At 45.6% G+C, this 24,626-nt stretch carries 33 protein-coding genes, 1 tRNA gene and 6 pseudogenes; 31 read left to right on the plus strand and 9 right to left on the minus strand.

Annotation, left to right across the window (positions count from 1 at the left end; genetic code table 11):
• Window positions 1-1,147 (plus strand): hypothetical protein (locus tag JCM11216_RS09465; RefSeq protein WP_054854057.1); only part of this gene is annotated, 1,147 nt, incomplete at its 5' end.
• Between the two features lie 129 nt (window positions 1,148-1,276).
• On the opposite strand, the gene JCM11216_RS09470 is transcribed toward JCM11216_RS09465, so the two are convergent.
• A tRNA-Arg gene (locus tag JCM11216_RS09470) sits at window positions 1,277-1,371 on the minus strand.
• Between the two features lie 64 nt (window positions 1,372-1,435).
• Window positions 1,436-3,326: pseudogene (locus JCM11216_RS09475) on the minus strand (aldehyde ferredoxin oxidoreductase).
• Window positions 3,327-3,457: 131 nt separating this feature from the next.
• Here JCM11216_RS09475 and JCM11216_RS09480 point away from each other — a divergent pair.
• A pseudogene (locus tag JCM11216_RS09480) lies at window positions 3,458-3,843 on the plus strand (CBS domain-containing protein).
• A gap of 179 nt (window positions 3,844-4,022) precedes the next feature.
• On the opposite strand, the pseudogene JCM11216_RS09485 reads toward JCM11216_RS09480, so the two are convergent.
• Window positions 4,023-4,207, minus strand: a pseudogene (locus JCM11216_RS09485) (Ltp family lipoprotein).
• A gap of 283 nt (window positions 4,208-4,490) precedes the next feature.
• Here JCM11216_RS09485 and JCM11216_RS09490 point away from each other — a divergent pair.
• The 3 genes and pseudogenes from JCM11216_RS09490 to JCM11216_RS09495 all read left to right on the plus strand — a co-directional run bounded on the left by JCM11216_RS09490 (window position 4,491) and on the right by JCM11216_RS09495 (window position 6,362).
• A complete protein-coding gene (locus JCM11216_RS09490; RefSeq protein WP_243675930.1) occupies window positions 4,491-5,219 on the plus strand; it encodes an MBL fold metallo-hydrolase in 729 nt (242 codons plus the stop codon).
• 25 nt (window positions 5,220-5,244) lie between these two features.
• Window positions 5,245-5,511 carry a hypothetical protein gene (locus JCM11216_RS18630; protein ID WP_243675931.1) on the plus strand — a complete coding sequence of 89 codons (267 nt, stop codon included), beginning with the start codon at window positions 5,245-5,247 and terminating at the stop codon, window positions 5,509-5,511.
• Window positions 5,512-5,545: 34 nt separating this feature from the next.
• Window positions 5,546-6,362: pseudogene (locus JCM11216_RS09495) on the plus strand (SAM-dependent chlorinase/fluorinase).
• Here the strand turns inward: JCM11216_RS09495 and JCM11216_RS18635 are convergent.
• Both JCM11216_RS18635 and JCM11216_RS18640 read right to left on the minus strand, forming a co-directional pair.
• Window positions 6,355-6,678 (minus strand): MGMT family protein, encoded by a 324-nt coding sequence (locus JCM11216_RS18635; protein ID WP_243675932.1) that lies wholly within the window; start codon window positions 6,676-6,678, stop codon window positions 6,355-6,357. The pseudogene JCM11216_RS09495 and the gene JCM11216_RS18635 overlap by 8 nt on opposite strands.
• On the minus strand, window positions 6,593-6,910 hold the full coding sequence (locus tag JCM11216_RS18640) for a hypothetical protein (protein ID WP_243675933.1): 318 nt from the start codon (window positions 6,908-6,910) through the stop codon (window positions 6,593-6,595). Before JCM11216_RS18640 ends, JCM11216_RS18635 begins: the two co-directional genes overlap by 86 nt.
• Window positions 6,911-6,960: 50 nt before the next feature.
• Between JCM11216_RS18640 and JCM11216_RS09505 the strand changes: the two genes are divergently transcribed.
• The 23 genes and pseudogenes from JCM11216_RS09505 (at window position 6,961) to JCM11216_RS09575 (ending at window position 20,409) form a co-directional block, all read left to right on the plus strand.
• On the plus strand, window positions 6,961-7,248 hold the full coding sequence (locus tag JCM11216_RS09505) for a MoaD/ThiS family protein (protein ID WP_054854058.1): 288 nt from the start codon (window positions 6,961-6,963) through the stop codon (window positions 7,246-7,248).
• A 5-nt stretch (window positions 7,249-7,253) separates the two neighbouring features.
• The gene (locus tag JCM11216_RS18645; RefSeq protein ID WP_243675934.1) at window positions 7,254-7,547 is read left to right on the plus strand and encodes a hypothetical protein; all 294 of its coding nucleotides are present in this window, start codon (window positions 7,254-7,256) and stop codon (window positions 7,545-7,547) included.
• Between the two features lie 4 nt (window positions 7,548-7,551).
• On the plus strand, window positions 7,552-7,776 hold the full coding sequence (locus JCM11216_RS18650) for a hypothetical protein (protein ID WP_243675935.1): 225 nt from the start codon (window positions 7,552-7,554) through the stop codon (window positions 7,774-7,776).
• Between the two features lie 55 nt (window positions 7,777-7,831).
• A pseudogene (locus tag JCM11216_RS09515) lies at window positions 7,832-9,045 on the plus strand (nicotinate phosphoribosyltransferase).
• A 391-nt stretch (window positions 9,046-9,436) separates the two neighbouring features.
• The gene (locus JCM11216_RS09520; RefSeq protein ID WP_054854059.1) at window positions 9,437-9,982 is read left to right on the plus strand and encodes a THUMP domain-containing protein; all 546 of its coding nucleotides are present in this window, start codon (window positions 9,437-9,439) and stop codon (window positions 9,980-9,982) included.
• Window positions 9,983-10,035: 53 nt separating this feature from the next.
• Entirely contained in the window at window positions 10,036-10,884 is an 849-nt protein-coding gene (locus JCM11216_RS09525; protein WP_054854060.1) for an NAD(P)-dependent oxidoreductase, read from the plus strand.
• A 331-nt stretch (window positions 10,885-11,215) separates the two neighbouring features.
• Window positions 11,216-11,530, plus strand: coding sequence for a 50S ribosomal protein L31e (locus tag JCM11216_RS09530; protein ID WP_054854061.1), 315 nt, complete (start codon window positions 11,216-11,218; stop codon window positions 11,528-11,530).
• An 82-nt stretch (window positions 11,531-11,612) separates the two neighbouring features.
• Window positions 11,613-12,482 carry a hypothetical protein gene (locus JCM11216_RS18655; RefSeq protein WP_243675936.1) on the plus strand — a complete coding sequence of 290 codons (870 nt, stop codon included), beginning with the start codon at window positions 11,613-11,615 and terminating at the stop codon, window positions 12,480-12,482.
• Window positions 12,483-12,504: 22 nt separating this feature from the next.
• Entirely contained in the window at window positions 12,505-13,230 is a 726-nt protein-coding gene (locus tag JCM11216_RS18660; RefSeq protein ID WP_243675937.1) for an ATP-binding protein, read from the plus strand.
• Window positions 13,227-14,036 carry an ATP-binding protein gene (locus JCM11216_RS18665; protein ID WP_243675938.1) on the plus strand — a complete coding sequence of 270 codons (810 nt, stop codon included), beginning with the start codon at window positions 13,227-13,229 and terminating at the stop codon, window positions 14,034-14,036. Before JCM11216_RS18660 ends, JCM11216_RS18665 begins: the two co-directional genes overlap by 4 nt.
• Window positions 14,033-14,263 (plus strand): hypothetical protein, encoded by a 231-nt coding sequence (locus tag JCM11216_RS18670; protein WP_243675939.1) that lies wholly within the window; start codon window positions 14,033-14,035, stop codon window positions 14,261-14,263. The genes JCM11216_RS18665 and JCM11216_RS18670 overlap by 4 nt, the downstream gene beginning before the upstream one ends.
• A gap of 75 nt (window positions 14,264-14,338) precedes the next feature.
• Window positions 14,339-15,172 carry a hypothetical protein gene (locus tag JCM11216_RS09540; protein WP_054854062.1) on the plus strand — a complete coding sequence of 278 codons (834 nt, stop codon included), beginning with the start codon at window positions 14,339-14,341 and terminating at the stop codon, window positions 15,170-15,172.
• A complete protein-coding gene (locus JCM11216_RS09545; RefSeq protein ID WP_243675940.1) occupies window positions 15,172-15,957 on the plus strand; it encodes a hypothetical protein in 786 nt (261 codons plus the stop codon). The genes JCM11216_RS09540 and JCM11216_RS09545 overlap by 1 nt, the downstream gene beginning before the upstream one ends.
• Entirely contained in the window at window positions 15,954-16,100 is a 147-nt protein-coding gene (locus JCM11216_RS18675; protein ID WP_243675941.1) for a hypothetical protein, read from the plus strand. Before JCM11216_RS09545 ends, JCM11216_RS18675 begins: the two co-directional genes overlap by 4 nt.
• A 53-nt stretch (window positions 16,101-16,153) precedes the next feature.
• Window positions 16,154-16,618 (plus strand): riboflavin synthase, encoded by a 465-nt coding sequence (gene ribC / locus JCM11216_RS09550; protein WP_054854063.1) that lies wholly within the window; start codon window positions 16,154-16,156, stop codon window positions 16,616-16,618.
• A gap of 33 nt (window positions 16,619-16,651) precedes the next feature.
• Window positions 16,652-16,867: a hypothetical protein gene (locus tag JCM11216_RS18680; protein ID WP_243675942.1), complete on the plus strand. Its 216-nt coding sequence runs from the start codon at window positions 16,652-16,654 to the stop codon at window positions 16,865-16,867.
• Complete coding sequence (locus JCM11216_RS18685) at window positions 16,864-17,199, plus strand: hypothetical protein (protein ID WP_243675943.1); 336 nt, start codon at window positions 16,864-16,866, stop codon at window positions 17,197-17,199. The genes JCM11216_RS18680 and JCM11216_RS18685 overlap by 4 nt, the downstream gene beginning before the upstream one ends.
• 6 nt (window positions 17,200-17,205) lie before the next feature.
• Window positions 17,206-17,418, plus strand: a complete 213-nt coding sequence (locus tag JCM11216_RS18690) for a hypothetical protein (RefSeq protein WP_243675944.1) — start codon at window positions 17,206-17,208, stop codon at window positions 17,416-17,418.
• Window positions 17,384-18,421: a glycoside hydrolase family 57 protein gene (locus JCM11216_RS09560; RefSeq protein ID WP_243675945.1), complete on the plus strand. Its 1,038-nt coding sequence runs from the start codon at window positions 17,384-17,386 to the stop codon at window positions 18,419-18,421. The genes JCM11216_RS18690 and JCM11216_RS09560 overlap by 35 nt, the downstream gene beginning before the upstream one ends.
• A gap of 15 nt (window positions 18,422-18,436) precedes the next feature.
• The gene (locus JCM11216_RS09565; protein ID WP_054854064.1) at window positions 18,437-18,931 is read left to right on the plus strand and encodes a hypothetical protein; all 495 of its coding nucleotides are present in this window, start codon (window positions 18,437-18,439) and stop codon (window positions 18,929-18,931) included.
• An 84-nt stretch (window positions 18,932-19,015) separates the two neighbouring features.
• Window positions 19,016-19,858: an AAA family ATPase gene (locus JCM11216_RS09570; RefSeq protein ID WP_243675946.1), complete on the plus strand. Its 843-nt coding sequence runs from the start codon at window positions 19,016-19,018 to the stop codon at window positions 19,856-19,858.
• A gap of 147 nt (window positions 19,859-20,005) precedes the next feature.
• The gene (locus JCM11216_RS18695) at window positions 20,006-20,218 is read left to right on the plus strand and encodes a hypothetical protein (protein WP_243675947.1); all 213 of its coding nucleotides are present in this window, start codon (window positions 20,006-20,008) and stop codon (window positions 20,216-20,218) included.
• Window positions 20,215-20,409, plus strand: coding sequence for an ArsR family transcriptional regulator (locus JCM11216_RS09575; RefSeq protein WP_054854065.1), 195 nt, complete (start codon window positions 20,215-20,217; stop codon window positions 20,407-20,409). Before JCM11216_RS18695 ends, JCM11216_RS09575 begins: the two co-directional genes overlap by 4 nt.
• A gap of 78 nt (window positions 20,410-20,487) precedes the next feature.
• Here JCM11216_RS09575 and JCM11216_RS18700 read toward each other — a convergent pair whose 3' ends face one another.
• The 4 genes and pseudogenes from JCM11216_RS18700 to JCM11216_RS09585 all read right to left on the minus strand — a co-directional run bounded on the left by JCM11216_RS18700 (window position 20,488) and on the right by JCM11216_RS09585 (window position 22,307).
• Complete coding sequence (locus JCM11216_RS18700) at window positions 20,488-20,946, minus strand: CoA ester lyase (protein WP_243675948.1); 459 nt, start codon at window positions 20,944-20,946, stop codon at window positions 20,488-20,490.
• Between the two features lie 34 nt (window positions 20,947-20,980).
• Window positions 20,981-21,133 (minus strand): hypothetical protein, encoded by a 153-nt coding sequence (locus JCM11216_RS18705; protein ID WP_243675970.1) that lies wholly within the window; start codon window positions 21,131-21,133, stop codon window positions 20,981-20,983.
• 53 nt (window positions 21,134-21,186) lie between these two features.
• A pseudogene (locus JCM11216_RS18710) lies at window positions 21,187-21,258 on the minus strand (hypothetical protein); the annotation flags it as partial.
• Between the two features lie 86 nt (window positions 21,259-21,344).
• Window positions 21,345-22,307 (minus strand): alcohol dehydrogenase catalytic domain-containing protein, encoded by a 963-nt coding sequence (locus JCM11216_RS09585; RefSeq protein ID WP_054854066.1) that lies wholly within the window; start codon window positions 22,305-22,307, stop codon window positions 21,345-21,347.
• Between the two features lie 133 nt (window positions 22,308-22,440).
• Between JCM11216_RS09585 and JCM11216_RS18715 the strand changes: the two genes are divergently transcribed.
• Genes JCM11216_RS18715 through JCM11216_RS09595 form a run of 3 tightly spaced genes read left to right on the plus strand, consistent with a single transcriptional unit; the run spans window position 22,441 to window position 24,625 of the window.
• Window positions 22,441-22,977, plus strand: coding sequence for a glycosyltransferase (locus tag JCM11216_RS18715; protein ID WP_243675949.1), 537 nt, complete (start codon window positions 22,441-22,443; stop codon window positions 22,975-22,977).
• A 5-nt stretch (window positions 22,978-22,982) separates the two neighbouring features.
• Window positions 22,983-23,513 (plus strand): hypothetical protein, encoded by a 531-nt coding sequence (locus JCM11216_RS18720; RefSeq protein ID WP_243675950.1) that lies wholly within the window; start codon window positions 22,983-22,985, stop codon window positions 23,511-23,513.
• Window positions 23,514-23,560: 47 nt separating this feature from the next.
• On the plus strand, window positions 23,561-24,625 hold the full coding sequence (locus tag JCM11216_RS09595) for an RNA methyltransferase (RefSeq protein WP_054854067.1): 1,065 nt from the start codon (window positions 23,561-23,563) through the stop codon (window positions 24,623-24,625).
• Window position 24,626: the final 1 nt, after the last annotated feature.

A 24,626-nucleotide genomic window follows, 5' to 3' on the forward strand; every position in this document is an offset into this window, starting at 1 on the left:
TGATGTTCCAATCATTGAGTACGCACTAGCCCTGGCTTGGTCAAGGGCATACAACACGAGCGTAATAGCAATACCCATGCCAAAATACCCAAGCGGCCTGAACTACGTGGCGGCATTCGGCAACAACCACGTCCTCATAATAGGACCACACACATTAACATCAGCCCTAAAAATCGCAAACAACCTATGGATGCCAATAATAACGAAACAACCACTGGCCGATCCTGCTGATGATATATGTGAGCAATTGATTCAGGAATATAAAGTGCCGACCAACCAGCCTGCCCAGGTTAATAATGCCTACGTGATTGTTTATGGTGAGCAGGGTTATACTGACTCATATGGCTCGGCTGTCGTTGACTTCTGCGTCTCATGGGCTGGCATAGTCGACACTCAATACAACGGTTACTCAATTGGCTACGCCGAACTTTACAACTACATATACTACGCACCTAACACGGGAACCTCGATCAACTACCTCAAGTCCTTCCAGGATGCCTACGCATCATACCTAGTCTATGAGTGGTGGGAGGGTCAGAATTCGCAGATACCGGGTGATGTTGAGGGAATTGCCTCAATCGGTGGTGGTTACGAGCCAGGTTACTGGACGAGCACAGCGGGCTTCGCACCGCATGCCCAGCAGTGCTCAGTGAGTGGTGGTTATACCATCTCCTTCGCCACCAGCTTCTCAATATCACCATCAGGTCCCAGGGGAGGAATAACCGTGGGTGGTTCAATACAGCAGGGGTATAGTTGTCCTCAGGTTAATTTGAACGTTATATCCTCAGGATCTAATTCAACGCCCATTGGTGGTGCCGTTAATACCACGTGGATTTATCAACCAACCACGACAAAGACCGACATTAATGACTTCGCAACCGAGAGTGAGGGCAACACCTACATGGGCCCCCCCGCCAATAACCCACAACCCACAGCCTATACAATACCCGCCGGTGTCTCGGCATGCCTTTATAATGGTAACTACGAGCACATGGTCTATGACATCACCTGGGATGTCTGGGTTAACACCAACGGCGCCATGAGCTCCAACTCCTTTGGCGTATCAGGCCCGCCACCAGCCTATAGCCCAAGCACGTGGACTTCAAGCAACGGCTTCTACATAACTCATCAATACTGTTCCGGCTAGCAAAGAACCACCCCCCCTCAAATAAATTAGAAGCAATCGATTCACCAAACAATCCAAACCCAAAAACCACAAGGCCCAAAGGCAAAGTCTCTAATTGCCGATTTTCATCATTAATAATGCAATTTCTTGTGGCGGCCCCCCCGCGGGATTTGAACCCGGGTCCTACGGCTCTCTGCCTATTACAGCCGCAGGCCGCCGCTCTATCCATGCTGAGCTACGGGGCCGTAGTAGTGTCTCTCCTTATGATTTAAAGTCTTTGCCTCATGGATGGATTGTTGGGATATGGTGTTAATTTATTTCGAGTCCCTTGTCTATCGTTACTTTGAATTTTCTCCACCAGTTTATGTAGTCCTCATAGTCCTCGAAGCCCCAATCCTTTGACCCGATTTCCCTGGCCATTGTTGAGACTACGTCCCTAGCCCTCCCGCTCTCCCACGGCATGGGTTCTGCACCGGCCTTTATTGAGTACTCGGCTATTTCCTTATAGAGGTTCTTATTTGGTCCCATCCCCCCCGTGACTTCTACGTATAACTTCTCAAGTACTGGTTCGGCCCAACCCCCCCTGTGGAACCTGCAGAGGCCTGCATCATCAATCAAGGCTTCCGCAATTGCCCTGCCTAAGGATGATTTGGCGAAGTCCTCCGGTCCCATGAATGTTGGTGTGTAATTCGTCCAGTACCTACCGAGTACGTACATTGGGGCGACCATGCCGGGGGCCCAGTATAGGTTTGGTGTCATGTAGCCGTCATTCCCGTAGGCAGCATAAACCACTAAGTCCCTAAAGGATTTACCAACCCTTAATACCCTGTCATGGAATACCTCATCAAGTTTCCTCGCGGCAACCCTAACGCCATTCTCAGCGATTATCTTAAGCACCTCGCTGGACTTCTCGACAAAGCCCTTAATAACCTCACTAGCCAGTCTCGCATTCCTCCTCGAATCAGTCTCCGGGTTAAACCTCATGGGGGGGTCGAACACGGGCTTATCACTAAGCCCAGCCTCATCCGGCCTCAATAGCCCATTCTCAATCGCGTCAAAAATCCACGCAACCACATGCCCCATCTCGATAGCATCCAGGCCGTACTGGTCTATTAAGTCCACGAGTGATACTGCCTCCTCGAATACGTAATTACCAATGAAGGGGCCCATGGCGTGGAACGGCTCGTAATCCACCTTCTTACCGCGCCAAACCTTCTTACAAACCACCGAGCACCCGAAGTCACCGCAATTATACCAACTCTTACCCTTGACAAAGACCTCATCATTGAAGGGCTTCCAGAAAAGCCTCAGTATTGCCTCAACGTGTTGAATTCTCACCTCCCTGGGCAGGTATATGGACTTATAACCAAAGAGGGGCAGTAACTCGCGGTAATGCGGGTAGTTAACGCCGAAGGTGCCTCCAGTGCCCATGCTTGGGTCGAACCTGTACTTAATGGTCTTCTCATCCATGACCTGCCTAAAGGGTTTCTTAAAGGACTCAATCATCAACTTATTAATGAAGTCCATATCATTGACCTTCACATACCTTGCCCTATACGTGCCGCCAGCCACAATGCCAACCACGTTATGGCCCATGGCGAGGGCAGTGCCTGGCCCGCCCCTGGCGGCGAAGTCCTCAGCCCCCCCAGGCCTGAACTCGCCTTTTATTGGATTAACATCAATGGATACCAAGGCACCATTATACGTACTCAACGCGGCTGGACCAACAACCACGGCCCTCGCGTTGTACTTAACGAAGAAGTCCCTATAGGCGTCGAGTAGGTACTTCGTGAAGGCGTAGGCGCCGTGGTAATTACCATACTCAAAGACTGGGTCAATACTCTTCAATTCAATGCCATCGCTCGACAGGAAGATTACTGTTGGTCTCTTGGCCTTACCCGCTATCACCAATGCATCAATGCCAGTCCCATGAACTTGTACGCCGCGCCGCCCAGGGCAGCCACGTGAAGCGTCCTCGTCATTGGGCTCTTGAAGACCGCAATTAACCTGTGGAAGCCTGGCATTTTACCGCCAACGAATGGGCCCATGCCTATTACAAACGGCACACTCGGTCAAGTGGGTCTAGGCTCCAGGTCCTTGCCTCATTATGTATCCTAACGCCTAGGGTCACTGGTCCCTGTGCTGTTGCATCCTCGATACGCCACGAATTCTCATTAAGGTCTAGTCTAAGTACCTTCACGCGTACTGATTTTTTGAGCTCAATAATAGGCTTTCTTGAGTAAACTGTGAATAGGTAATACCTCCTTAATATGGGTCTTCGGAGAAATACTTATTAACTTATTACACCCAGTTATACCCAGTAGACCCAGCATGAGGATCAAGGAATTAATCAGGGATGGCGTCATATCCTGTAAATCCATTGACCCAATAACCTGCGCCGTCGCGAAAATGTACATGCACAATGTCGGCAGTGTCCTTGTGATCGACGAAGATGGTAAGCCAGCCGGCATATTCACAGAGAGGGACCTGGTCAGGGTTGTGGCTGAGGGCATTAGCTCGACACACCACTAATGAAGGTTATGAGTAGGAGGTTAATAACCGCGAATACCTCGGAATCCGTGATCTCGGCCGCGATGAAGATGATTGAGAACAACATAAGGCATTTACCTGTTGTTGAGGAGGGTAGGGCAGTCGGTATGGTTAGCATTAGGGACTTGGTGAGGGCTTTGATGGCTCAGGAACTATCTTATCCATAATTTGTTGGTTCACTGACGTAGTAACGATACACGTGTAACCCAATAAAAATGATATATTGTAAGAAATTGATAAAATCCTACGGCACATAATTATTTTTATGCTAAAACGTAAAGGTTATGAATTAATTCCGAAAAAGATACTTCGCATTTTAAATAATTATTACTATACTAGTCCCAAATTATGTGGCTTTATATCTCCCGTCCGTCTTAATTACCTTACCATCCTTTATTAATCTCGTGAGTTGGGCCTTAACCACGTTCAATCTCTCCTCACCAATGGCCCTAGCGATTTCCTCGGCAGTGAATTCCTTGCCTTATTGCTTGTGAGATAGTCAAGTATTTTCTTCTTGATGCCCTCAACCATACAATGTAAATACTACTTCCTTAGGTTATAAAGGTATTGCCTTTATATTTGTGAAGTATCACCCGTAGTTTGCCCGGTCATTTGATGATATAATTGAGCCTATGAACATGTTCATCACTTATTTTACTCCCTGAGAAACCCTTTATTTTCCCATATATTATATAATTCATTTCATGAAATTTAAGGTTATTCATTTTCATTATACGCATGTAGAAAGAGTTTCAAATTTTGGCCATCATGGGCAATAACCTATTATACCGGCCTGTAGTGTTGTTAGGTTGTAATGGGTAGGTTTAGGGCGTATTATGATGATGGGATTGTGGTAGAGTATGAGAATAGTAGGTTCGTTATTGATCCATTAAAGAAGCCGGTTACTCCATTCAACGCGGTATTGATAACACATGGGCATAGAGACCACGTCAACCCAAGGGTTCTTTATAATGTGTCGCCTCTCATTATGAGTGATGAAACGGCAAGGATAATTAGGGCTCGTGATGGTGATTACCTTAGGCACATCACTGTTGGTCCGGGTTCTAGGCTCGTTATTGATAATGTCTTGGTTGAATCCTTCAATGCTGGTCATGTGGTTGGTAGTTTATCCTACGTGCTTGACTTTGGCGATCTTAGGGTTGGAATTACGGGGGATTTTAATGTGGAGCCCTCAATACTACTTAGTGGTGCTAAGGGCCTTGACGTTGACGTACTTATTATGGAGGCTACGTATGGTGACCCGGACTACGTATTTCCAAGCAGGCGTGAAGTGTATGAGGAGTTAAGGGCCATCGTTGATGACGGCACTAGGGATGGCGTTACCGTGCTTATGGGTCAGCCACTTGGCCGTGGGCAGGAACTCACCGCATTGCTTAAGGACTACCAACTCTATGTGGAGCCTAGTATTAAGGTGATTAACAATGTACTGGGTTTAAGGTATGGCTCAGTGGCCAGTGGTTTACCGCCCCCCTGGCTCCGTCATCATTATGGGAATCCCCAGAGACACCACGCGCCTCATTAGGACTCTGAGGAGTAAGTATGGAAGTGTGAGGGTCGTTGCATTGAGCGGTATGTACGCTAAGCGATCGAGGGCTTCCCAATTAGGCAAACTTGGCATTGATGCAATACCGCTTAGTAGCCACTCGGATTTTCCCGGTCTTGTGGACTTTGTACTAAGTAGTGGGGCTAGGTTTGTGTATACTGTTTATGGAAATGCCGCTAAATTTGCGAAGTACCTAAGGAGTGAGTTGGGTATCATGGCCAGGCCATTGCCGGGGGGGCATGGCCAATTAACCATGGATTACTTCCTATAAATGCTTAAATCAGTATATGGTGTTAGGTACTTTAATGAGACCGGTGATAACATTACTCACGGATTTCGGGTACGAATCATACTTTGTACCGGCAATGAAAGGCGTAATACTTAGCCTTAATCCCGAAGCCTTGATAATTGACATCACACATTCAATACCGCAGTTCAATGTGTATAAGGCCGCGTTCACGCTATGGGCGTCATATAAGTACTTCCCAAGGGGGGGTACAATACATGTGGTTGTTGTTGATCCAGGGGGGGTTGGTACGTCGAGGAGAGCCATAGTCATAAAAACTAGGAATTATTACTTCGTAGGTCCCGACAATGGCGTGTTGATGATGGCTGCCGAGGATGACGGCATAATCGACGTCAGAGCAATTGAGAATAGGGAATTCATGAGACCAATTATGTCGAGCACGTTTCATGGACGTGACGTCTTCGCGCCAATCGCTGCCTACATAAGCCTTGGTTTAGACATATCATTACTTGGGCCTAGGGTTACTGACCCTGTCAAACTTCAGGGCATTACAAGTAGGATTTCCAGAGATTCTGCTAACTCGGTTATTGTATATATTGATCACTTTGGTAATGCATATACAGGTATTAAGGAGGGTGATCTCGGGGGGGTTCTCGGTCTTAAGTATGGTGATGAATTACGTGTTAACATACCAAAGAAAAACATCGAACTTAAGGTCAGGTTCCTAAGGAGCTATGGCTATGCCAATGAGGGTGAGGCGCTGGCTCTCGTTAACAGTGAAGGCTTCCTGGAGCTCTCGATTAATAGGGGGAAACTTTGCCCAGAGGTTTGGTGTTGAGGAGGGTGATGAGGTCGTTATTTCCGTTATCAAATGAGCATGTTATGTGATGCGTAATTGAGTAGTTCCCTGAAATTCCTTATCAGGGTTGAATCATCAATTAGGTAGTGTCTAGGTACCTTTCCATTAATCAGCCTCACGCCTTCCATCTCCAGTAACTTGAGTTTGATAGTGATATCCCCCACCGAGTAGCCGCCCGGTGTTCCATCGCTCTTAATGACCCTATGACATGGAACAATTATTGGGAGCTTATTTGCACTGGCTAATTTACCAACGGCCCTGGGGGGGCTGGTGTTTAATAACTTGGCAAGTTGGGCGTAAGTTGCAACCCTGCCTCTCGATATTGAGAGCATGGCGATCTGAGCCAGCAAGTAGGCCTGGGCTTAATTCCACGTGTTTAATTATCTCCTGAGGCCCTATTAATCCCGTTATATACTTCATTATGGTCTCAACAATGGAATTAGTAATGCTTCTCTCAGCGCCATCCGCCCCCCCAACCCTGACCCTGACCTCCCGAATCTTATCGCCATAAACACACACCTCTAGGGCACCAATTTCCCTCAGCGATAATGTTATGCAACGCATTTAGTTCAATTATTTAGGAGACCTTAAAAACCCTGTCCCAAGGCGCTTCTGTGGTAGTTAAGGTTAGGTTGGTGGGTGTTTTAAGAGCATTGGCTCTTGGTAAGGAGTACGTGGAACTTAACGGTGTTACTACGGTGAGGGATGTGATTAATAGGCTTAAGTCAATAAATGATAAATTGTTTAAAAGGGTCTTTGATGTCTCAAGGGGGGGTGAGCTGGCCCCCCCTGACGTTTACGTTGCAATTAATGAGGTCGATATTAGGTTACTCAGGGGTCTAGACACGCCTGTTAAGGATGGTGATGAAGTTTTAATACTGGCTTATATACATGGTGGTTAGTCATAATGAGCTATGTGATTAGGGTCACCAGTGATATTGGTGAACTGAGGATTTGGCTTGTCACAGTATTTTTGGTAAAACCCATTAATGATGAGTTCCTTGGCAGGGTAAAATCCCTAGTCAGTGAATGCCCTGGTTCCTTAATAACTATAGTACCTGCAAGGAGAGTGCTGAATGCATGGCACATGGTGTACCCAGCTTACCTAAGCCTTAGAGACCACCTGAGGGGTGTGTCTAGGTTTAGGGACCCGGGGGCTTGGTGCATTAACGTACATGGCAGGCACCACTCAATTAAGTAGGGGTTTGAGCATATTGAACCCTGTTGGTAATAATCAATTATCAATAATAGTGATGGGTATTTATGACTGCGTGCATAGTCTAGTAGTTAAGGTAATTAATTTGCTTAGGGATTTCATGGAGGATTTAATCGTGGGCGTTGGCTGCCATAGGGCCTATGATAGCGTATTCAAGTCCTTTGATGAATTCATGAGTGCGCTGATTAGTAGGTACATTAGTGAGTTCACGTGATTATGGCAATTCTTGCAGTTAACAATTTATAATTCCACCAGCCCTCAGGAAGTTAATGGATAGGTTGTTCTACATAGCTAGGGATGAGGAGATAATTAATGGTGAAGCCACCGATATATACTTCCTAAGGACTGTCGATGTGCTTAGGGCGGCAGGTCTTGATAGGGTTAGGGTTAGGGCCGAGTTTCATGTGGTTAACCTACCAAGGAACTATAGGTGGGCCGTGTTCGCTGGTTTAAAGGAGGTCGTTAACCTCACGGTAACCAAGGAGTTACCGATAACCATATACGCAATGCCCGAGGGCACCCTCTTCAAGGCTAATGAGCTATAATGGTCGTTGAGGGTAATTACGTGGATTTCGCCGTCTATGAAACTGCATTCCTGGGGATACTTAGGCATTACAGCTCGGTGGCTAGTAAGGCGGCTAGGATTAAGAAGCTGGCTGGTGATAAGTCATGTGTATTCTTTGGTGCCAGGGTTGTGCATCCCGCAATACAGCCAATGGTTGATAGGGCATCCTACATAGGGGGGGGTTGCGACGGTGTTGCAGGCGTGATAGGGGGGGCTAGGTTAATGGGTATTAAGCCGAGTGGCACGATGCCCCCATGCATTGATGATAGTGTTTAGGCACGCGACTGGCGATCACACGCTTGCCTGGGCTTGGTTCGATAAGGTAATGCCCAGTGACGTGCCGAGGATAGTGCTTGTGGACACGTTCTTCGATGAGCGTGAGGAGTCAATGATTGCCGCAAAACTACTTGGCAATAGGTTATACGGTGTTAGGCTAGACACGCCAAGTAGTAGGCGTGGTAATATGGAGGCCATCGCCCGTGAGGTTAGGTGGACCCTGGACCTGGCTGGTTACAGGAATGTGAAGATTCTCATTAGTGGTGGTGTTGATGAAGAGGATGTTATTAGGCTCAGGGATGTTGCTGACATGTTCGGTGTTGGTACATCAATAGCTTCCCACCAAGTGTTGATATTAGTATGGACATTGTGGAGGCGTATGACGAGAAGGGTGGGCGTTGGGTACCGATAACGAAGCGCGGTAAATTACCTGGCTTTAAGCAGGTCTATAGGTGCAGAGGCACCTTAAACGATCAAGTGGTTCCGTGGGACGCCGAGCCCGCGCCATGCCCAGACGGTTCTAAGCCGGTTCCCCCCCTGCTTAGGAAGTTTGTTGATAATGGTAAGGCCGTTGAGTCAATACCCAGCGATCGGGAGATTAGGGATTACGTGATTGAGCAATTGAAATATGCCGAAATATGATTTAATCAGTAATGCGTAGATTTAGAAATTACCTAACCTAAAAAGGCCATATCCAGGCAATTTATAATTGGAGAAATGGTTATTTCTATTTTTAAAGGAAAATAATCATTAATATTATAATTCCTCCTCCCATTCCTCCTCAAATTCTTCCCACTCCTCTTCCTCCTCACCTTCCCACTCCTCCTCTTCCATAACTAGGTTGTTCATACTCGATCAATGGTGACTTAAAAGCATTCTTAAAAAGCATTACCTACTCAATCTACTTATTCACACAATTGTTTTTCAAGCATATCCTGCTCTCATTAATAAATTCCAGTTTTTGTTGGGGGGGCCCATGAGATGGGTGTGGTTTATAAAAGGTTAAGGTTAGGTATTATCGGGGGGGGTTCATGTGGATTTCAACTTAGTGGTGTCCACAGGAAGGAGGTTGGAGGGTCGGTGCGCTGATGAGCTTAGGTACATAGGTGACCTCGTTGGTATTAGGGTTGCCCAGACATCTTTCACGGGTTTCGATGGGTTAATAACTGGGTATGTGGATGGTGATCCTGTGGATTTCGTTAAGAGACTTAAGGAGCTCGTTGGTAGTGGTCGTTATGTGCCGCGTTTCGTGCTTAAGGTTGTTCCTATAATGAGGACTGTGAAGACCAATATCGATGAAATCAGTAAGGCTGCTGTTGATTTGGCGAGTAGGTACCTAGGCCCCCCCGGCGAGACCTATAAGGTTGAGGTTAGGAAGAGGGGGGGTGTTGACCTTGATAGAATGGATGTCATTGATTCAATCGCCTCAAAAATAAGTAATAAGGTTAGGCTTGAGAACCCGGATAAGGTTATTCAGGTGGAAATATTTCCATCAAGGACTGGGATAAGCGTTATTAGGGAGGATGATATTTTCTCGCTCATGAAGATCAACGTAAATACTCAGCAGGGTAATGAGTAATTCATTGATCAACTAACCATAATCCTTTAATTTCCTCACGACACCTCAATTTGATGGAGGTAACAGTCATTGGGACTGGCAGGATGGGTAGCGCATTGGTTAGGAGATTGGCTAAGCAGGGCTTTGACGTTTATGCCTGGAATAGAACCAGGGATAAGTTGAGGGATTTACCCGCAAAGGCTATTGATGATATTTCACAGGCTAGGGGAGTGACCTTTATATTCGTCTCCGACGATGAGGCATTAAATGCCGTTAAAGGCGTTGGTGGCGACGTAATTGTGTTATCAGGTACTTACAGTATTGGCGCCGTTACCGCATTCAATATTAGGTTCACGAGTATGGGAAAAGGATTATTGGCGGCGCCTGTTGTGGGTGGTCCCGCCGATGTCGAGAATGGAACAGCGATATACCTGATTGGTGGTCCTGAAAGTACGTACCAAAGGGTTAAGGAGGTTTTTGATAAGTTAGGTTCCATAATTAGATTACCAACTGCTGAGGCAGCAATGGCGCTCAAGCTTGCCTACAATTCCTTTCTAATAGGTACCATGGCATTGCTTGGGGGGGAGTACGTAGTACTTGGGAGGACTTATGGCGTCGATGATGATACATTAAGGGCGTTATTAACCAAGACCGTGTTTAAGGAAGTCAGTGAGAAGTACATGGATAGGATGCTAAGGCCTAAATCGCCGCCATCATTCACGCTAGCCCTGGCCGCTAAGGACGTGCATTACGCCGTTAAATCGGCGGGTGATGCAAAGACTCCATTAATTGTTTCCTCAGCCGTTAAGTCCCTATACGAGCTACTGGCAGTTTTGGGTTTTGGTAATGAAGATTACGTTAGGGCTGGCTTATTGGAAATAGGGCCGCAGAATAAGGATGTACACGGCCGAGGAGACACGTAGATTAGGTTGAAGGGTAGATCGTTAATTGAGGCTATTGATGGCGTTGAAACGCATGTAATATAGGCAACAGGAGTCAGGTGAGGTTGAGGAAGCAGTCGTAGGAGAACTTGAGTGCACTAAGGTGTTTTCAGGAGAGGTTATGAAACGTGGGTCATAGGACTGAGGTAAAGAATTATAGCGAGGGGGGGTTCATAGCCTACCTTAAGTGCGGTGGGACTTTAATCCTAGGCCAGTAACTTCGGCAAAACGACAACGCTGAGGGTAATTGCTGATTGTACTAACGTGGTTTAAGGGAAAAATACTTATTAAGTGTGCAGTTTAGCCGTGTATGATGAGCGAGGGCGCCAGGGTTGAGGTTGAGAGGGTTTACGTAATTAACCTGAGGAGGACTAGGGAGGTTTCGAGGACCAAGAGGTCTCCATATGCTGTTAGGCTGATTAGGAGGTTTGTGGCCAGGCACATGAGGGTTGACCCTGAGAATGTTAAGATTGATAATGGTGTTAATGAGTATATTTGGTCTGGAAGTATTGAGAAGCCGCCAAGAAGGGTTGAGGTGAGAGTCACTAAGTATAGTGATGGCACTGTTAAGGTTTCATTAAATGTACCGGAGGGTGCTGAGACCAAGGCTGCTGAGTCAAATAAGTAAAAAGTAGGGTTTCTTTCTCGATATTCGGCCAATCCTTAGAGTTAACCGATTCTTTTTAAAGAACATCTTTATATTCATTAACGTGGTTAGCAATAGGACGTTGCAATTAATGTCTAAGCTGTTTACGGCCATCCTCTACTTGGCAATCTCCCTAATGGCGTTCCTGATAGACTTCCCATTTTACCCAGCCCCGGTTGCGCTACTGATTATAGCCGTGACCACGGCGTTGGCCTACTCGGGTCATGTTAAGCTTGGTTTTGCGATAATGACTATTCTCTTGATACCGGCACTTCTTTATGCTTATGAATATGCGGCATTGGGTGTTCTGCTTCTGATATTGATCCTCTTTGTTTTGATTAGGGTCTTTGATTGGTTGGGCGTTGGCGTTGGTATGCTTGCTTGGGAGTTCTCAGTAATGCCTAACCCACTTTATGTTCTCTCGGTACCGATTATACTGACCTCGCCAAGCCTTACGATAGGTGTTTCAAGGAGGGTGACGCCGCTTAAGTCCTTAATAACATTCCTAATACTATATATACCAACACTACTGTTGTTAAATGCTAATAATGTTGTTCCCTGGTTTGGTTATGTAGGCCTGAACCTGTCTCCGCTTCAGACGCTCACTGTTAATTCAATAACGAGTGCTCTAGGTAATATAAATGTGGGACTTTACGGGCTGTCCCAATCAATTAATAGGGTCTTTACCTGGACCAGTACTTACGTATTACCGGCAATAATGGCATTAACGGCATATACGGCGTACGTAATATCAAGTAAATTGAGGTCACATGATAATAAGGTGATTAGGTACCTGGCGCCTGCCATTGGTACGATGACGGCCTATGCCTTAATGACGTACCTATTATTTTACATGAATCCATACTTCGGTCTTTACCAAGGCATTGACGTTAATACTCTAATGCAGGGGGCTATTACCCGCACTAATCATTAGTCTCGCCATACTACCATTAATAATGCATTTTAGGCTCGTTGAGATTAAGTTTGAGCAGGAGGAGAAGCAGTCGATGATCGCCCTCGAGCGTGGTTACCAATTAATCCTTAACAAGGACGAACTAAGGTCACTTGCCAGTGAGTGGGATAACGTGGTTGGGCTCGACGACATTAAGAATGAGATAGAGACCTCGGTCATAACGCCACTCAGGGATGTTAAGCTATCCCAGAAGTACGGCTTGATGCCAATACATGGAGTACTCCTCTTTGGTCCTCCCGGCGTCGGTAAGACGATGCTCGCCAGGGCGATAGCGGGCAGGTTAGGTTGGACGACGATAATAATGAACCTCGGAGAATTGCTCAGTAAGTACTACGGTGAGAGCGAGAATAGGCTTGCAGAACTTTTCAGGGTGGCTAAGAATTACGCACCGACGGTGATAATAATCGATGAGTTTGACGCCATTGGCAAGGCCAGGACCAAGTATGTAAGTGATGATGTTACACCAAGACTATTAAATATTTTACTTAGTGAGATGGATGGGATAACCAAGAGTAATGAGAATATCCTGGTAATCGGAACAACAAACCAGCCAGACCTCCTAGACCCTGCGCTTCTTAGGCCTGGTAGGTTCGATAAGGTCATATATGTGCCACCACCGAATGAGGAAACCAGAGCTAAAATGCTTGAGGCAATGCTGAGGGGCAAACCCATCCAGGATCAATTGACTATGCGAAGCTTGCGAAGATGACTGATAGGTTTACGGGTGCGGATATAATGAATGTGGTTAGGACGGCCGTGCTTGAGTCATTGAAGGATGGTAAGCCAATAACCCAGGGAAAGCTCGAGGAGATAATCAATAGGTACAAGCCGAGCCTCACGTATGACCTGCTTGAGAAGTACGAGGCCTTCAGGCTTCAGTACAGTAGATTGAGGACTTATGGAAAGGCCCAGGTCGGTATCCCGGAGGTTACTTGGAATGATATTGGTGATCTTGATGTGGTTAAGGAGGTCATTAATAAGTATGTAATAACCACGATGCAGAGGAGAGATATACTTGAGAAGCTCGGTATAGAGCCGATACACGGAATCCTACTCTTTGGTCCTCCCGGCGTCGGTAAGACCCTCGTTGCTAAGGCGACGGCTAATATGCTCAAGGCAAACTTCGTAGAGCTCAATGGCGCCGAATTGGCTAGGGTTGGGCCTGAGAGGGCTGCCGCAGTTGTTAGGGACGTGTTTAACATGGCCCGTGACAACGCCCCCCCAGCCGTAATATTCATTGATGAAATAGACTCAGTAGCGCCGCCTAGGGATTCACCAATAGGTGGTGTTTGGTCTAATGTGGTTTCCCAATTATTGACAGAGATGGATGGGTTGAGAGGATTAAATGGGGGGGTCATCGTTATTGCGGCTACGAATAGGCCTTGGTTCATTGACCCTGCGCTTCTTAGGCCTGGTAGGTTCGATAAGGTCATCTACATACCACCGCCCAATAGGGATGCTAGGCGTGAGATTATTAGGATACACATTAGGAATGCGGAGGTTGAGGAGGGGTGATTGATTGGGTTGCCGAGGTCACTGAAGGTTACAGTGGTGCGGACTTGGCTGCGTTGGTTAGGGAGGCTAAGATGAGGGCCTTGGATAGGGTTTTAAGTGGTGATGAGAGGATTAAGATTACGAGGGAGGATTTCGAGTATGCGCTTGGTAAGGTTCATCCATCATTAAGTAAGGAGGTACTTAGTCAGTATGAGGATTTTATTAAGAGGGTTAACTTGATGGTTTAGTACGGTATTTCTTGGATATTAATTAACAAATTACTATAGGCTTAGTAATTTAAAGGGTGTTTCTCACATTTCGTTATGAGTCAAAAACCTGAGGCATTGAAGAACGTAATTGAGGAAGTTACGAAATTGGTAAAGGAGGGATATTCCCTAACGAGTATCGTGAAGGAGGTTACTGAGGCGATTAATAAGGATGTTGGCTTGAGCAAGGTGATATTCAATGAGATAAAGGAGTCCATGGTTAAGATAAGCCCTGGCAATGTGCCGGTCGGCCTATTCACGCAATGCGCGTTAATACCGAGTTACTATCTGACTGGTAAGACGCCAAGTATTGATTGGGGGGGTGACGTGACAATGCATTTGTTGGGTAAGATGATACATAGCCTGGCAATTGCCGAGATAAGGAATAGGCTTGGTAATAGGTGTGTTGAGGGTGTCGAGGTCATGTACACGTATAACGCATGGACAATGAGGGGTAAGCCAGACCTCGACTGTGGTAATTACTACCTGGAGTTCAAGACCATAATGGGTAGGGTTACGAAGGCCAGGTTATTCCATGACATGATACAGGCAGGTTTCTACTCAGCTGCGGGTAATAAGAATACGTATGTTCTTTACCTGGTGCTTAATGACAGTGTGCTACGAAATATAGTACCCATTGAAGTGATACCTGAGGTTGGTTACCCGGTCATCTACGCCTTTAAGCTTTGGGTTAAGGCAGTGGAGGGAGGTGATATTGGCGCACTTGTCGCTAAGACAACATCATGCAAGGTGTGTAGGTTTAGGAATATTTGTATAATGAGGACTAAGAACCCGCACGAGGTCCTACTTCCGGGTAAGGAATTACTTGATAATTACCTAGATTATGTGAAGCATGAGGTATCGAAGGCCGGAGTTAAGGTGATTGGTTGATGAGTCTTGAAGAAATAACTGACCTAGCGAATTACCTATTGAATAGGTTGCAGCTTAGGGACACGCATTTTGTAACCTCGATTTCTAAATGCTCATTACTATCCCTCAGAAGAGATGTTAGTATAATGGATGAGGCTTACAGTGAGTACTTGCCAAGGATCCTGACAGTATGTGCTACAGAGAAGCACGTGATTAGGGTTGAGGATTTAATGCTTGAGCTACCGAGGCTTTTAAGGTGTGGTGATTCATTAATATTACCGAAGCTTATGCTCCTTAAGGACAATGTTAAGTCCCACATAGTCGAGGCATTACTTGTGGCTGCCCTACTCAATACTGAGATTCAGCTTCATTACTTATCTAGGAACATCAATGGCGATATTGAGGAGGGTCTATCAATACCAATAAAGCCCGAGTGGGGGGGTAAGGAACTACTTGATGCTGTTATTAAGTCCCTGAGGAATAAGGAGGTTGAGGTTAAGACAATAAGCTGCGGTACATGCCCATTAAAGGATGTATGCCCATTCAGTAAGTTGGGTGATAAGGTCGTAATACCTGGTGAAACCATGAAGATAGTTGAGGATCTATATAGTAAGTTGGTTGTGGAGGTTACGAACGCGCAGGAAGAACGTAATACAGAGGCTTTAATACCGCCAAGTTCACTGGATAGGGAGAGCGTCCGGGATTACCTTAAGCGGGTCACTGAGTGGGCTCGTTCTCATGGCAGGACTTGGGTTAGTGTTGCGGTGGTAGGTGCCCTATATGTGGTAGGGAGGGTACGCTGGTGATTAGGGTTACAGGTGGTGGAGAGAGGGTTCTTTATAGGCATGGTTCATCAACATGCACTATTGGTACGATAGATGAGTCGATCGATAAGATAAGAATTGACAGGTTTCTAGAGATTGAGAATAACGAGGCGAGAGGTAAGTGACCAGAGGCTACGTGCATTAATTGTTATAAGTAGGCTTTTAAGTACCTGGGTTAATGACGTTAAAAATCGGTATTGTCGATACCACATTTGCCAGGGTTGACATGGCTAGGTATGCCATTGAGGAGTTAAGGAATAATGAGCCTTCCGTAATGATAGAGAGAATAACAGTGCCCGGCTTCAAGAACACTCCCTGGGCAGCTAAGCAATTGATAAACAAGGGTGTTGATGCCGTTATGGTATTTGGCTGGATTGGGCCAAGCCTAACGGATAAGATAACCTATGCCGTGGCCTCCATGGGCCTCATAATGCTTCAAATCGAGTATGATAGGCCAATAATAGACGTGACGGTTCACGAGGATGAAGCGCACGATGAGAAGGAACTATTTGACATTGCGGTTGACAGGTCCAGGAAGCACGCAAGGGGGGGCCTCATACTTATGCTTAAGGGCGAGTTAACGAGGTGGGCCGGCATGGGGCTTAGACAGGGTCGACCGGATGCTGGACCAATTATTAAGTAAAACTTTATTTAATACTATGTAGGTGTCCTCGTTGTGAGCTCATCGATTGACTTAATAAGGAAGATCTTTAATGAATTAACGAGCGATAACCTACTAATTAGCACCAAGGATAGGCAAAACCCGCTGGTTTCCGAGTACATCATTAGGTATGGCGATAAATGCCCCCCCAATATTGATAATATTGATGAGGATATAAGCATGGATAGGGAGTTGGCTTGGTACCAGGTATTGACTGTGGGGTTGGTATGAAACTAAGTATAAATAGGGTTAGCTTGAGCCTAGGCCGCGTTGATAATTCCATAAGGATCACATTAAGGCTTATGAATGGTGATAGGCTGAAATCGTCGGAGGAGTTTATAATAACATGTGGAGAAGTCAGGGATTCTATTTATGGTAAGTCCGTCATAGATCTATTCATTAATTTGGACATTGTTTCAAGGTTCTTGAATACTGTAAAGGAGAGAAGAAAGTTAAGTGATAGCTTTATTGATGAATTATTGAGATTTCTAAGTAATGCTAAGTCTAGGGTTGAGCAAGATGTTAGGAGACTGGTCAGTGCTTATCAATGGTTTGAGGAGTGACGTGTTATGGTTAGGAAATTAATACTGTTCCTAGAGATGCATCAACCAAGGAGGTTAAAATACGGCGTACTTAATAAACTATGTGATTTGAGGAGTGATGAAATTAATGAAGTAGGTATAAGTTCGATAATATTTAATGACGAAGTGAATAAGGAAATACTGAATAGGGTTGCCGATAGGTCCTATGTACCAACTCGAGTTAATGAGGGATTTGGGTAATGAGGGCTTTAGGACCGCAATTTCGATTTCCGGTTCATTAATTGAACAATTATTAATGTGGCGACCAGATGTTATTGACCTGCTGAAGGAATTAATAAGGAGGGGTATTATTGAGTTGGTTGCTGAGCCTTATCATCATTCCTTGGCATCAATAATTAGTAGAGATTTATTTCTTGAGGAGCTGAGAGATCACGTTGAAATCAATAAATCACTATTCGGTCAAGTGCCTATTACCTACGAGAACACAGAATTCCTCTATAGAAATGATTGGGGCGCATTGATGGAAAAGGCTGGCGCGGCTATCGTGCTTACGGAGGGGGTTGATTGGGTGCTTGGTTGGAGAAGCCCAACGTATTTATACGGCGCGCCTAATTTAAGGATAAAGCTATTATTGAGACATTACAGGTTATCTGATGATATTGGTTTTAGATTCAGTAATAGATCCTGGGATCAATGGCCATTAACTGCTGATAAGTACATGGCATGGATTAGGGCAACCCCCCCAGGGGATTTCGTGCTAATTGGCCTAGACTTTGAGACATTTGGTGAACACCATTGGCGTGAAAGTGGTATTTTCGAGTTCTTGGCCTGGCTTCCAAAGGAGGCACGTAGGGCTGATGTTACTTTCATACAACCATCATCATTAGTCAATGAGGAACCCATTGATTATTTAGACATCCCATCAACGATATCTTGGGCTGATGTTGAGAAGGATGATAGTGCATGGCAGGGAAATGAACTACAGAGGATAGCGCTTGAGCACGTGGTCTCCATAGGCAATCTAATGAGGTCATACGGTCTTGAAAAAACCTGGAGATACTTGTTAATGAGTGATCATTATTACTACATGTCGATGAAGTACGGACCAAGTGGTGAGGTTCACAATTACTTTAATCCCTTTAATTCTGCATTTACTGCTTTTAAGGCCATCGAGGATGTGGTTGTGGGAATTACATGTGCGCTAGCTAATGCAAGAAAGGATAGGTTTTATGGGATTAAGTGAGTTCGGTATAATACTATGGTAAATAAGGTGCTGGTTACCGTTAGGGCATCCTTTGAGTACGGCATAAGGCAGGACATTAGGGATTACCTATTTTTCTTTGATAGGAATGTGAATGTTAGGGCTACGGAGTTCCGAGGTGTCTTAATTATAGAGGTTAGTAAGGATCCTAAGCATGTGGCGCAGCTCCTCATTAACGCGCCAATACCCGAGAATATATTGACTTCGATAGTGCCGATTATTTATGAGGGTAACTATAGTACTATTAATGACTTGGTAAGTAGTGTTCGTGATCACGTAAGTGGTGATTGTAGGGCTTATATTGTTAAGTGTAGGTTACGTGGCTCCTCGATAGGCAACGATAATTGTGAGAATGCAGTGATCGGTCTATTAAGGGTTCTTGGGTTCCGCGCTATGTATAGGGGGGGCGCTTCTGATTGTGCAGTTGTTATTGAGGGTTTGGGTAATTGGTTTGGTATTTATGTTGGGCCTAGGTCATTTGTGAGGGTTTAGTGAAAGTTTTGGTTAACCCTAGGTCAGGACTTATATAGTAACCAAAAACTATTTTTTACCTCCCCCCCAGTAAAGAAATAGTAAATGCCTAGGATCTTCAAGAACGAAGCTGCATTAACGCCGGAATACATACCAGGTAAGCTACCGCATAGGGAGGAGCAATTGAAGCAATTAGAGACGTATTTTAGCGGTTTCCTCGAAAGCCCGGGCTCTATGTACCCCCCCAAGGTTATGCTGATTGGTAGGCCAGGTAGTGGTAAGACCGTAACGAGTAGGAAGTTTGGGAATTACGTGGTAAAGTCAAGTGAGAGGGTTAGGTATGTTCACGTATCCTGCTTCCTCAATAGAACACTGAGTTCGGTGCTAAAGGACATTGCTGTTCAATTAAACATTGCAATACCAAAGAGGGGGGGTTATTCGACGGAGGAATTACTTAAAATGTTACTAGACATGGTTAGGGAAAAGGACGTATATGCAATAGTAGCCCTTGACGACGTATTCCACCTGGTCAATAATAGTGGCCCACATGCATTGGGTACATTGATAAGACTTGGTGAGGAATACGTAAGTAGAGGCGATAAGTATAGGTTCGGCTTAATACTAATTAGTCAGGATCTAACCTTTAAAGATCAACTCGATAGAAGTTCGCAGAGTGCGCTTGGCAATACGGTCATCAAGTTCGAGCCCTACACAAGAGATCAAATATTCGAGATACTCCTAGCGAGGGCTCAGGAGGCTTTAGTTGATGGTGCCTATGATGAGGAGATCCTCGAGATGATCGCGGATGTTTCCGGCATTAACGAGAGTTCGATGGATGATCACAGAGGCGATGCTAGGTATGCCATTGACATACTATGGAGAGCCTCGAAGCTCGCTGAGATGAAGGGTACTGATAGGGTCTTGCCGGAGCACGTCAGGGAGCCATAAAGAACACGCTCAGGGGGGGTATTAGAAGTGATGAGTTAAAGATGTTACCGCTTCATGAAAAGATATTCCTTCTGGCCATTGTTAGGAGTTTAATGAAGAATCCGAACTCGCCCTACATACTTTGGGACTGCTGAGGATGAGTATCAAATGCTCTGTGAGCAGTATGGTGAGGAACCCAGGAAGCACACGCAGTTATGGGAGTACCTTAGGGACTTGAATACAAAGGGCTTTGTTGAGACTAGGACGTCTAGTAAGGGTATGAGGGGGGGTAGGACAACGCTAATTTCAATACCATCAGAGCCCCTAGCCACATTAGAGGAAGAGTTGGAAAAAATAATTAAGGGTGAGTTGGGTACGTGAGTGTCGATTTCGTAGAGAGCCTATTCTCATCAAGGATTAGAGTTAGGGTGCTTAAGGCGTTGATTAAGTATAAGGAGGTGAACATAACCAAGCTCTCCAGGGAGTTGGGCGTTAATTATAAGGTAATTGAGTACCACATAGAGGCTCTTAAGAGACTTGGCATAGCGAGGAGAAGAGGTTTGGTAGGATAAGGATAATAAGGCTCAGTGAGGGCGACCCACGGGTTTTAGCCATTGAGCGCTTCTTCACGGAGCTCGAGCAGGCATTTGCTAACTCTGATTCACGTAATCAAGGATCCTCTTAGCCAATTTATAATGCACATAATCAACCAACTGACCCTCAAGGCTTATTGCCCCACGGCCCTCCTTAACCGCCCTTTCATAGGTCTCAACAACCCTCCTAGCCCAATTGACCTCCTCCTCACTTGGTGAGAAGACTTCGTTGGCCACGGGTACCTGGCTCGGGTGAATGACCTGCTTTCCAATGAAACCCATGGACTTAGCCTCAACACACTCCCTCCTAAAGCCCTCAATATCCTTAATATCAAAGAACACCTTATCGATCGGGTCAACACCATAGGCCCTCGCTGCTGAAACAATGATTGTCTTAAGGACCTGGTTTTGTTCATAAGTCTTCACTACACCACCAACCGAGAGTGCGAAGTCGGCTGCCCCATAAGACACGGCGGTAACGCCCTCACTCCTAACGACATCCTCGACCCTAAGCAAACCCCTAGCCGTCTCTATAAGCGGCTCTATCTCCCTACGTGGCCTTATATACGAAGCTTAAGTCAAACTCAGCCTTTGGAATCACGATGCACTTAACCACATCGATCTTATACACGGTATCAATGTCCGCATAGAAGAAGGGTGTCTTTGGGTCATTAACCCTGACACAAACCTCCTTACCACCCAATCAAGTTGTGGAAGTAATTCCCTTATTAACTTACGTGCCGCTTCCTTACCATCAATAGGCACCGCATCCTCAAGGTCAATAATCACAGAATCAGGCTTCAACTCAAGGGCTGCCTTCCTAATCATGCGCTCATTATTACCAGGAACAAATAATTGGGACCTCCTCAAAACCACGGGAAGAACTAGGATTAATAACTAATTAATTTTACCCATTAAAACACCAAAACAGCCCTACCCAAAACCCTCTGGTTAATCAAGTCATCATATGCCTTATTAACATCCTTAAAGCTATAAACCCTGTAAATAGGCTTAACAACACCTCTATGAAGAAGATCAACAGCCTCAAGAACCTCCCTCCTCGTATACGCAGCCGAACCAACTATCCTATGCTCCCTCATTACCGTAAGTGCAGGCCTCGCCAACCTAACCTCCTCGCCCTCAGTATTGCCTATCAGCACCAACGTACCCTCACGCCTTAACGCCCTGAGACTCTCGTTTATGGTGGCCGCACCCACAATCTCCAAAACAACATCAACATCCCTAACCTTCCTCGAAAACTCCCTATCAGTAACGACCTCATCCGAGTACCTAGCCACAAAATCAGCCTTACTGGGCGACGTTACCGATATCACGTACGCACCAAGACTCTTAAGGTACTGAATAGTGTGCACGCCAACACCGCCCCCCCCGCTTCCTGTGACGAGAACCCTGGTGCCCGGTCCAACATTGCCCAGCTTACTTGCGTGAATTGCCGTTGCCAATGGACATACTGCTGCGGCGTACTTAACGTGGTCACTGTCCGGCAACTCGAATACGCTGTTTCTCGGCGCTATTACAGCCTCTGCGTAACCACCAGGTCTGTTTTCGCCAAAGAATTGAAGGTTTAAGCACAGGTTATCCTTACCAGCCCTACAGTATGGACATGTGCCGTCAGTAATTGCCCCAAACACACCAACAGCCTTCCCATTAAGTTCACCAAATATTTCATGACCAAGGATCAACGGAGGCTTCAAATTCCTGAAACCACCCCCCCTCCAAATAACCAGGTCACGACCACAAATACCCTCAGCCCTTACTCTCACCACGACGTCATTAGGTCCAGGTTCACCAATATCATACTCCTCAATACTGAAGGGCTTATTGAATTCTCTTAGTACGGCTGCTAATACCCGCATTATTATTGTGACTGAACGAATCGATTATTAAACTAACTAATACATATTTTATTTAGGGCCTAACGTTAAGCATTCTCGGTCAGCCTCTCTCCATCAAAGTAATACTTATTTCCTTAGCCCTATCTTGCATTACGTGGAAACGTGTATTGTATTGCCGACAATAAACGAGGCCGATAACCTGAGAATACTACTGCCAATGCTAAGGAATTACCTAGTTGATTATGACTGGTTCGTGGTGGTTGTGGATGACGGTAGCACTGATGGTACTCAAGACGTTGTAGCGGAATTCGCTAAAGCAACGAAAAGGGCTGAACTAATCGAGAGGGGGGGTGTTAGGCTCGGCCTGGGCAGTGCAATTAAGGTTGGCATGAGAGCATGCCTAGAGAAGGGTGCTAGGTCTATTGTTGTTATGGATGCCGACCTGCAGCATCCACCTGATGTGGTTCCAAACCTTGTTAATGCCGTGCTTAGGGATGGTGTGGACTTGGCAATAGCCAGTAGGTATGTTAGGGGGGGTGGTGGTATTGTTGGTTGGTCATTTAAGAGGCTCGCCATTAGTAAGGGGGGGGCTACGTACATGGCCAGGTTACTAATGCCCTGGGCCCGCAGCATTAAGGATCCAATTAGTGGGTTCTTCGCCGTAAATGCGGAGAGACTAAGGGGGGTGTGATTAACTTGCTTAGTGATTCAGCGGGTTATAAGTTGATTCTAGAGTTATTGACGCTATTTCACGTGAAGTATGGTGATTCATTCAGGATTGTCGAGGTACCGTATACCTTCAGGAATAGGGTTTATGGCGAAAGTAAGTTAGGTGCTCATGAATTAATTAATTATGCAATGCTCGTACTTAAGCTTAGTAATTACTCAGTGCCTAAGTACTTAGTATCCCTAGTAATTGGTTCCATAGTTGGTTATCTACTCTTTAACGTGTTATCGAACATGAACCCAATAGTCTGCAATTTAATATCCATAGAGTTATCCCTGTTCACCGTTATCACCATTTATCAATTGTTAATGGGCATTAAACTACAACTACAGTATTACGCGAAGTATCACCTGGTTAAGTACGTTGCTGTGGCCGTGAAGCTGATGCTCTATATGGCGTCAACGCCCGTGTTTATAGCACTTATGATCTCAGGAATAATACAATTATTAATGACGCTTAGAATAATAACCATAAGCCCGACAATAATACACGTGATATGAATCACGAAAGGCCTTTTAATTCAATTACCTCACTACATTTCCATGTAATGATAATACTCCTAACGACGGTACCTGGGATTGAGGATATCGTAATTAATGAAGTCAAGGAATTATTTAGGGATAGGGTTGCTGCAGTGGAGATTTTTGGTTCATCCAATGTGACTGGTAAGGTACTGGTAAACATAAGTGGTGTGACCATTAACGAGCTAAAGACGCTAGGCACCGTGGAGCACGTGGTAATGGTCCTCGACATAGGAAATGTTGGTAAAGACGTAGGGAGTTTAAGGGATTGTATTTGGAAACTAAGACTTGACGAGTTACTTAATTATTACACTCCAAACACCACAATTGGTATAATGGCCGATAGGTCTGGAGATCATGAATTCAGGAGCCCAGATGCAGCGGCATTACTTGGTGAGAGGATTTCCGAGTTCCTGGCGTCCATGGGCATTAAACCCCTCTTCAACCTTGATAATGCTGACCTAACATTAAGACTTATTATCGACCAGGACAAGTGCGTGCTTGGTATATCAATAACCCGTAAGCCACTTAGGAATAGGCCGTACAGGAGGTTTAATCATCCAGCAGCATTAAACCCCCCCATACTGGCTAATGCAATGTTTAGGGTATTGAGTCCAGCCCCCCCATCATCGAGGGTTTGCGACATAACCTGTGGTAGTGGTACGATAGTTATTGAGGGTGCTTTATTGAGGAGAGACGTGAGTTTTCTGTGTATCGATATTGATTATGGCTACGTCAGTGGGGGGGCATTGATGAATGCGCGGGAGGCTGGTGTAGATTATCTAGTTGATTTCGTGGTTATGGACTCGACAAGACCAGCCATCAGAGATAATGTGTGTGCACATGCAATTTTCAATCCTCCATTTGGGATTCGAATCGAGCCCCTCAAGGGAGTAACAAGCTTCTATGACTCATTGTTAAGAGCACTTAGGGGGGGAGTTCTTAGGGATGGTTCGAGTGCCGTATTTATAACTGTTAGGAAGTCCCTGGTCCGGAAAATACTTGCTAAGTATGGGTTTAGGATAATGAGTGAGAGGGTCGTTGAACAGGGTGGTATTTGGAGTTCTATTTTTAAGGTTGTTAGGGAATAAG

This window comes from Vulcanisaeta distributa JCM 11216 (assembly GCF_001315985.1).
GTDB classification, from domain to species: domain Archaea; phylum Thermoproteota; class Thermoprotei; order Thermoproteales; family Thermocladiaceae; genus Vulcanisaeta; species Vulcanisaeta distributa_E.

Excerpts from the sequence above, each read along its gene's own strand:
- JCM11216_RS09595 (WP_054854067.1), top strand. The coding sequence starts at position 23,561 with ATGATAATACTCCTAACGACGGTACCTGGGATTGAGGATATCGTAATT.
- ribC (WP_054854063.1), top strand. The coding sequence starts at position 16,154 with ATGACGTTAAAAATCGGTATTGTCGATACCACATTTGCCAGGGTTGAC.
- JCM11216_RS18690 (WP_243675944.1), top strand. The coding sequence starts at position 17,206 with ATGGTTAGGAAATTAATACTGTTCCTAGAGATGCATCAACCAAGGAGG.
- JCM11216_RS09490 (WP_243675930.1), top strand. The coding sequence starts at position 4,491 with ATGGGTAGGTTTAGGGCGTATTATGATGATGGGATTGTGGTAGAGTAT.
- JCM11216_RS18635 (WP_243675932.1), bottom strand. The coding sequence starts at position 6,678 with ATGCTCTCAATATCGAGAGGCAGGGTTGCAACTTACGCCCAACTTGCC.
- JCM11216_RS09525 (WP_054854060.1), top strand. The coding sequence starts at position 10,036 with ATGGAGGTAACAGTCATTGGGACTGGCAGGATGGGTAGCGCATTGGTT.
- JCM11216_RS09560 (WP_243675945.1), top strand. The coding sequence starts at position 17,384 with ATGTACCAACTCGAGTTAATGAGGGATTTGGGTAATGAGGGCTTTAGG.
- JCM11216_RS18665 (WP_243675938.1), top strand. The coding sequence starts at position 13,227 with ATGACTGATAGGTTTACGGGTGCGGATATAATGAATGTGGTTAGGACG.
- JCM11216_RS18640 (WP_243675933.1), bottom strand. The coding sequence starts at position 6,910 with ATGCGTTGCATAACATTATCGCTGAGGGAAATTGGTGCCCTAGAGGTG.
- JCM11216_RS09530 (WP_054854061.1), top strand. The coding sequence starts at position 11,216 with ATGAGCGAGGGCGCCAGGGTTGAGGTTGAGAGGGTTTACGTAATTAAC.
- JCM11216_RS09570 (WP_243675946.1), top strand. The coding sequence starts at position 19,016 with ATGCCTAGGATCTTCAAGAACGAAGCTGCATTAACGCCGGAATACATA.
- JCM11216_RS09540 (WP_054854062.1), top strand. The coding sequence starts at position 14,339 with ATGAGTCAAAAACCTGAGGCATTGAAGAACGTAATTGAGGAAGTTACG.
- JCM11216_RS09545 (WP_243675940.1), top strand. The coding sequence starts at position 15,172 with ATGAGTCTTGAAGAAATAACTGACCTAGCGAATTACCTATTGAATAGG.
- JCM11216_RS09585 (WP_054854066.1), bottom strand. The coding sequence starts at position 22,307 with ATGCGGGTATTAGCAGCCGTACTAAGAGAATTCAATAAGCCCTTCAGT.
- JCM11216_RS18645 (WP_243675934.1), top strand. The coding sequence starts at position 7,254 with ATGAGCTATGTGATTAGGGTCACCAGTGATATTGGTGAACTGAGGATT.
- JCM11216_RS09565 (WP_054854064.1), top strand. The coding sequence starts at position 18,437 with ATGGTAAATAAGGTGCTGGTTACCGTTAGGGCATCCTTTGAGTACGGC.
- JCM11216_RS18695 (WP_243675947.1), top strand. The coding sequence starts at position 20,006 with ATGCTCTGTGAGCAGTATGGTGAGGAACCCAGGAAGCACACGCAGTTA.
- JCM11216_RS18660 (WP_243675937.1), top strand. The coding sequence starts at position 12,505 with ATGCATTTTAGGCTCGTTGAGATTAAGTTTGAGCAGGAGGAGAAGCAG.
- JCM11216_RS18685 (WP_243675943.1), top strand. The coding sequence starts at position 16,864 with ATGAAACTAAGTATAAATAGGGTTAGCTTGAGCCTAGGCCGCGTTGAT.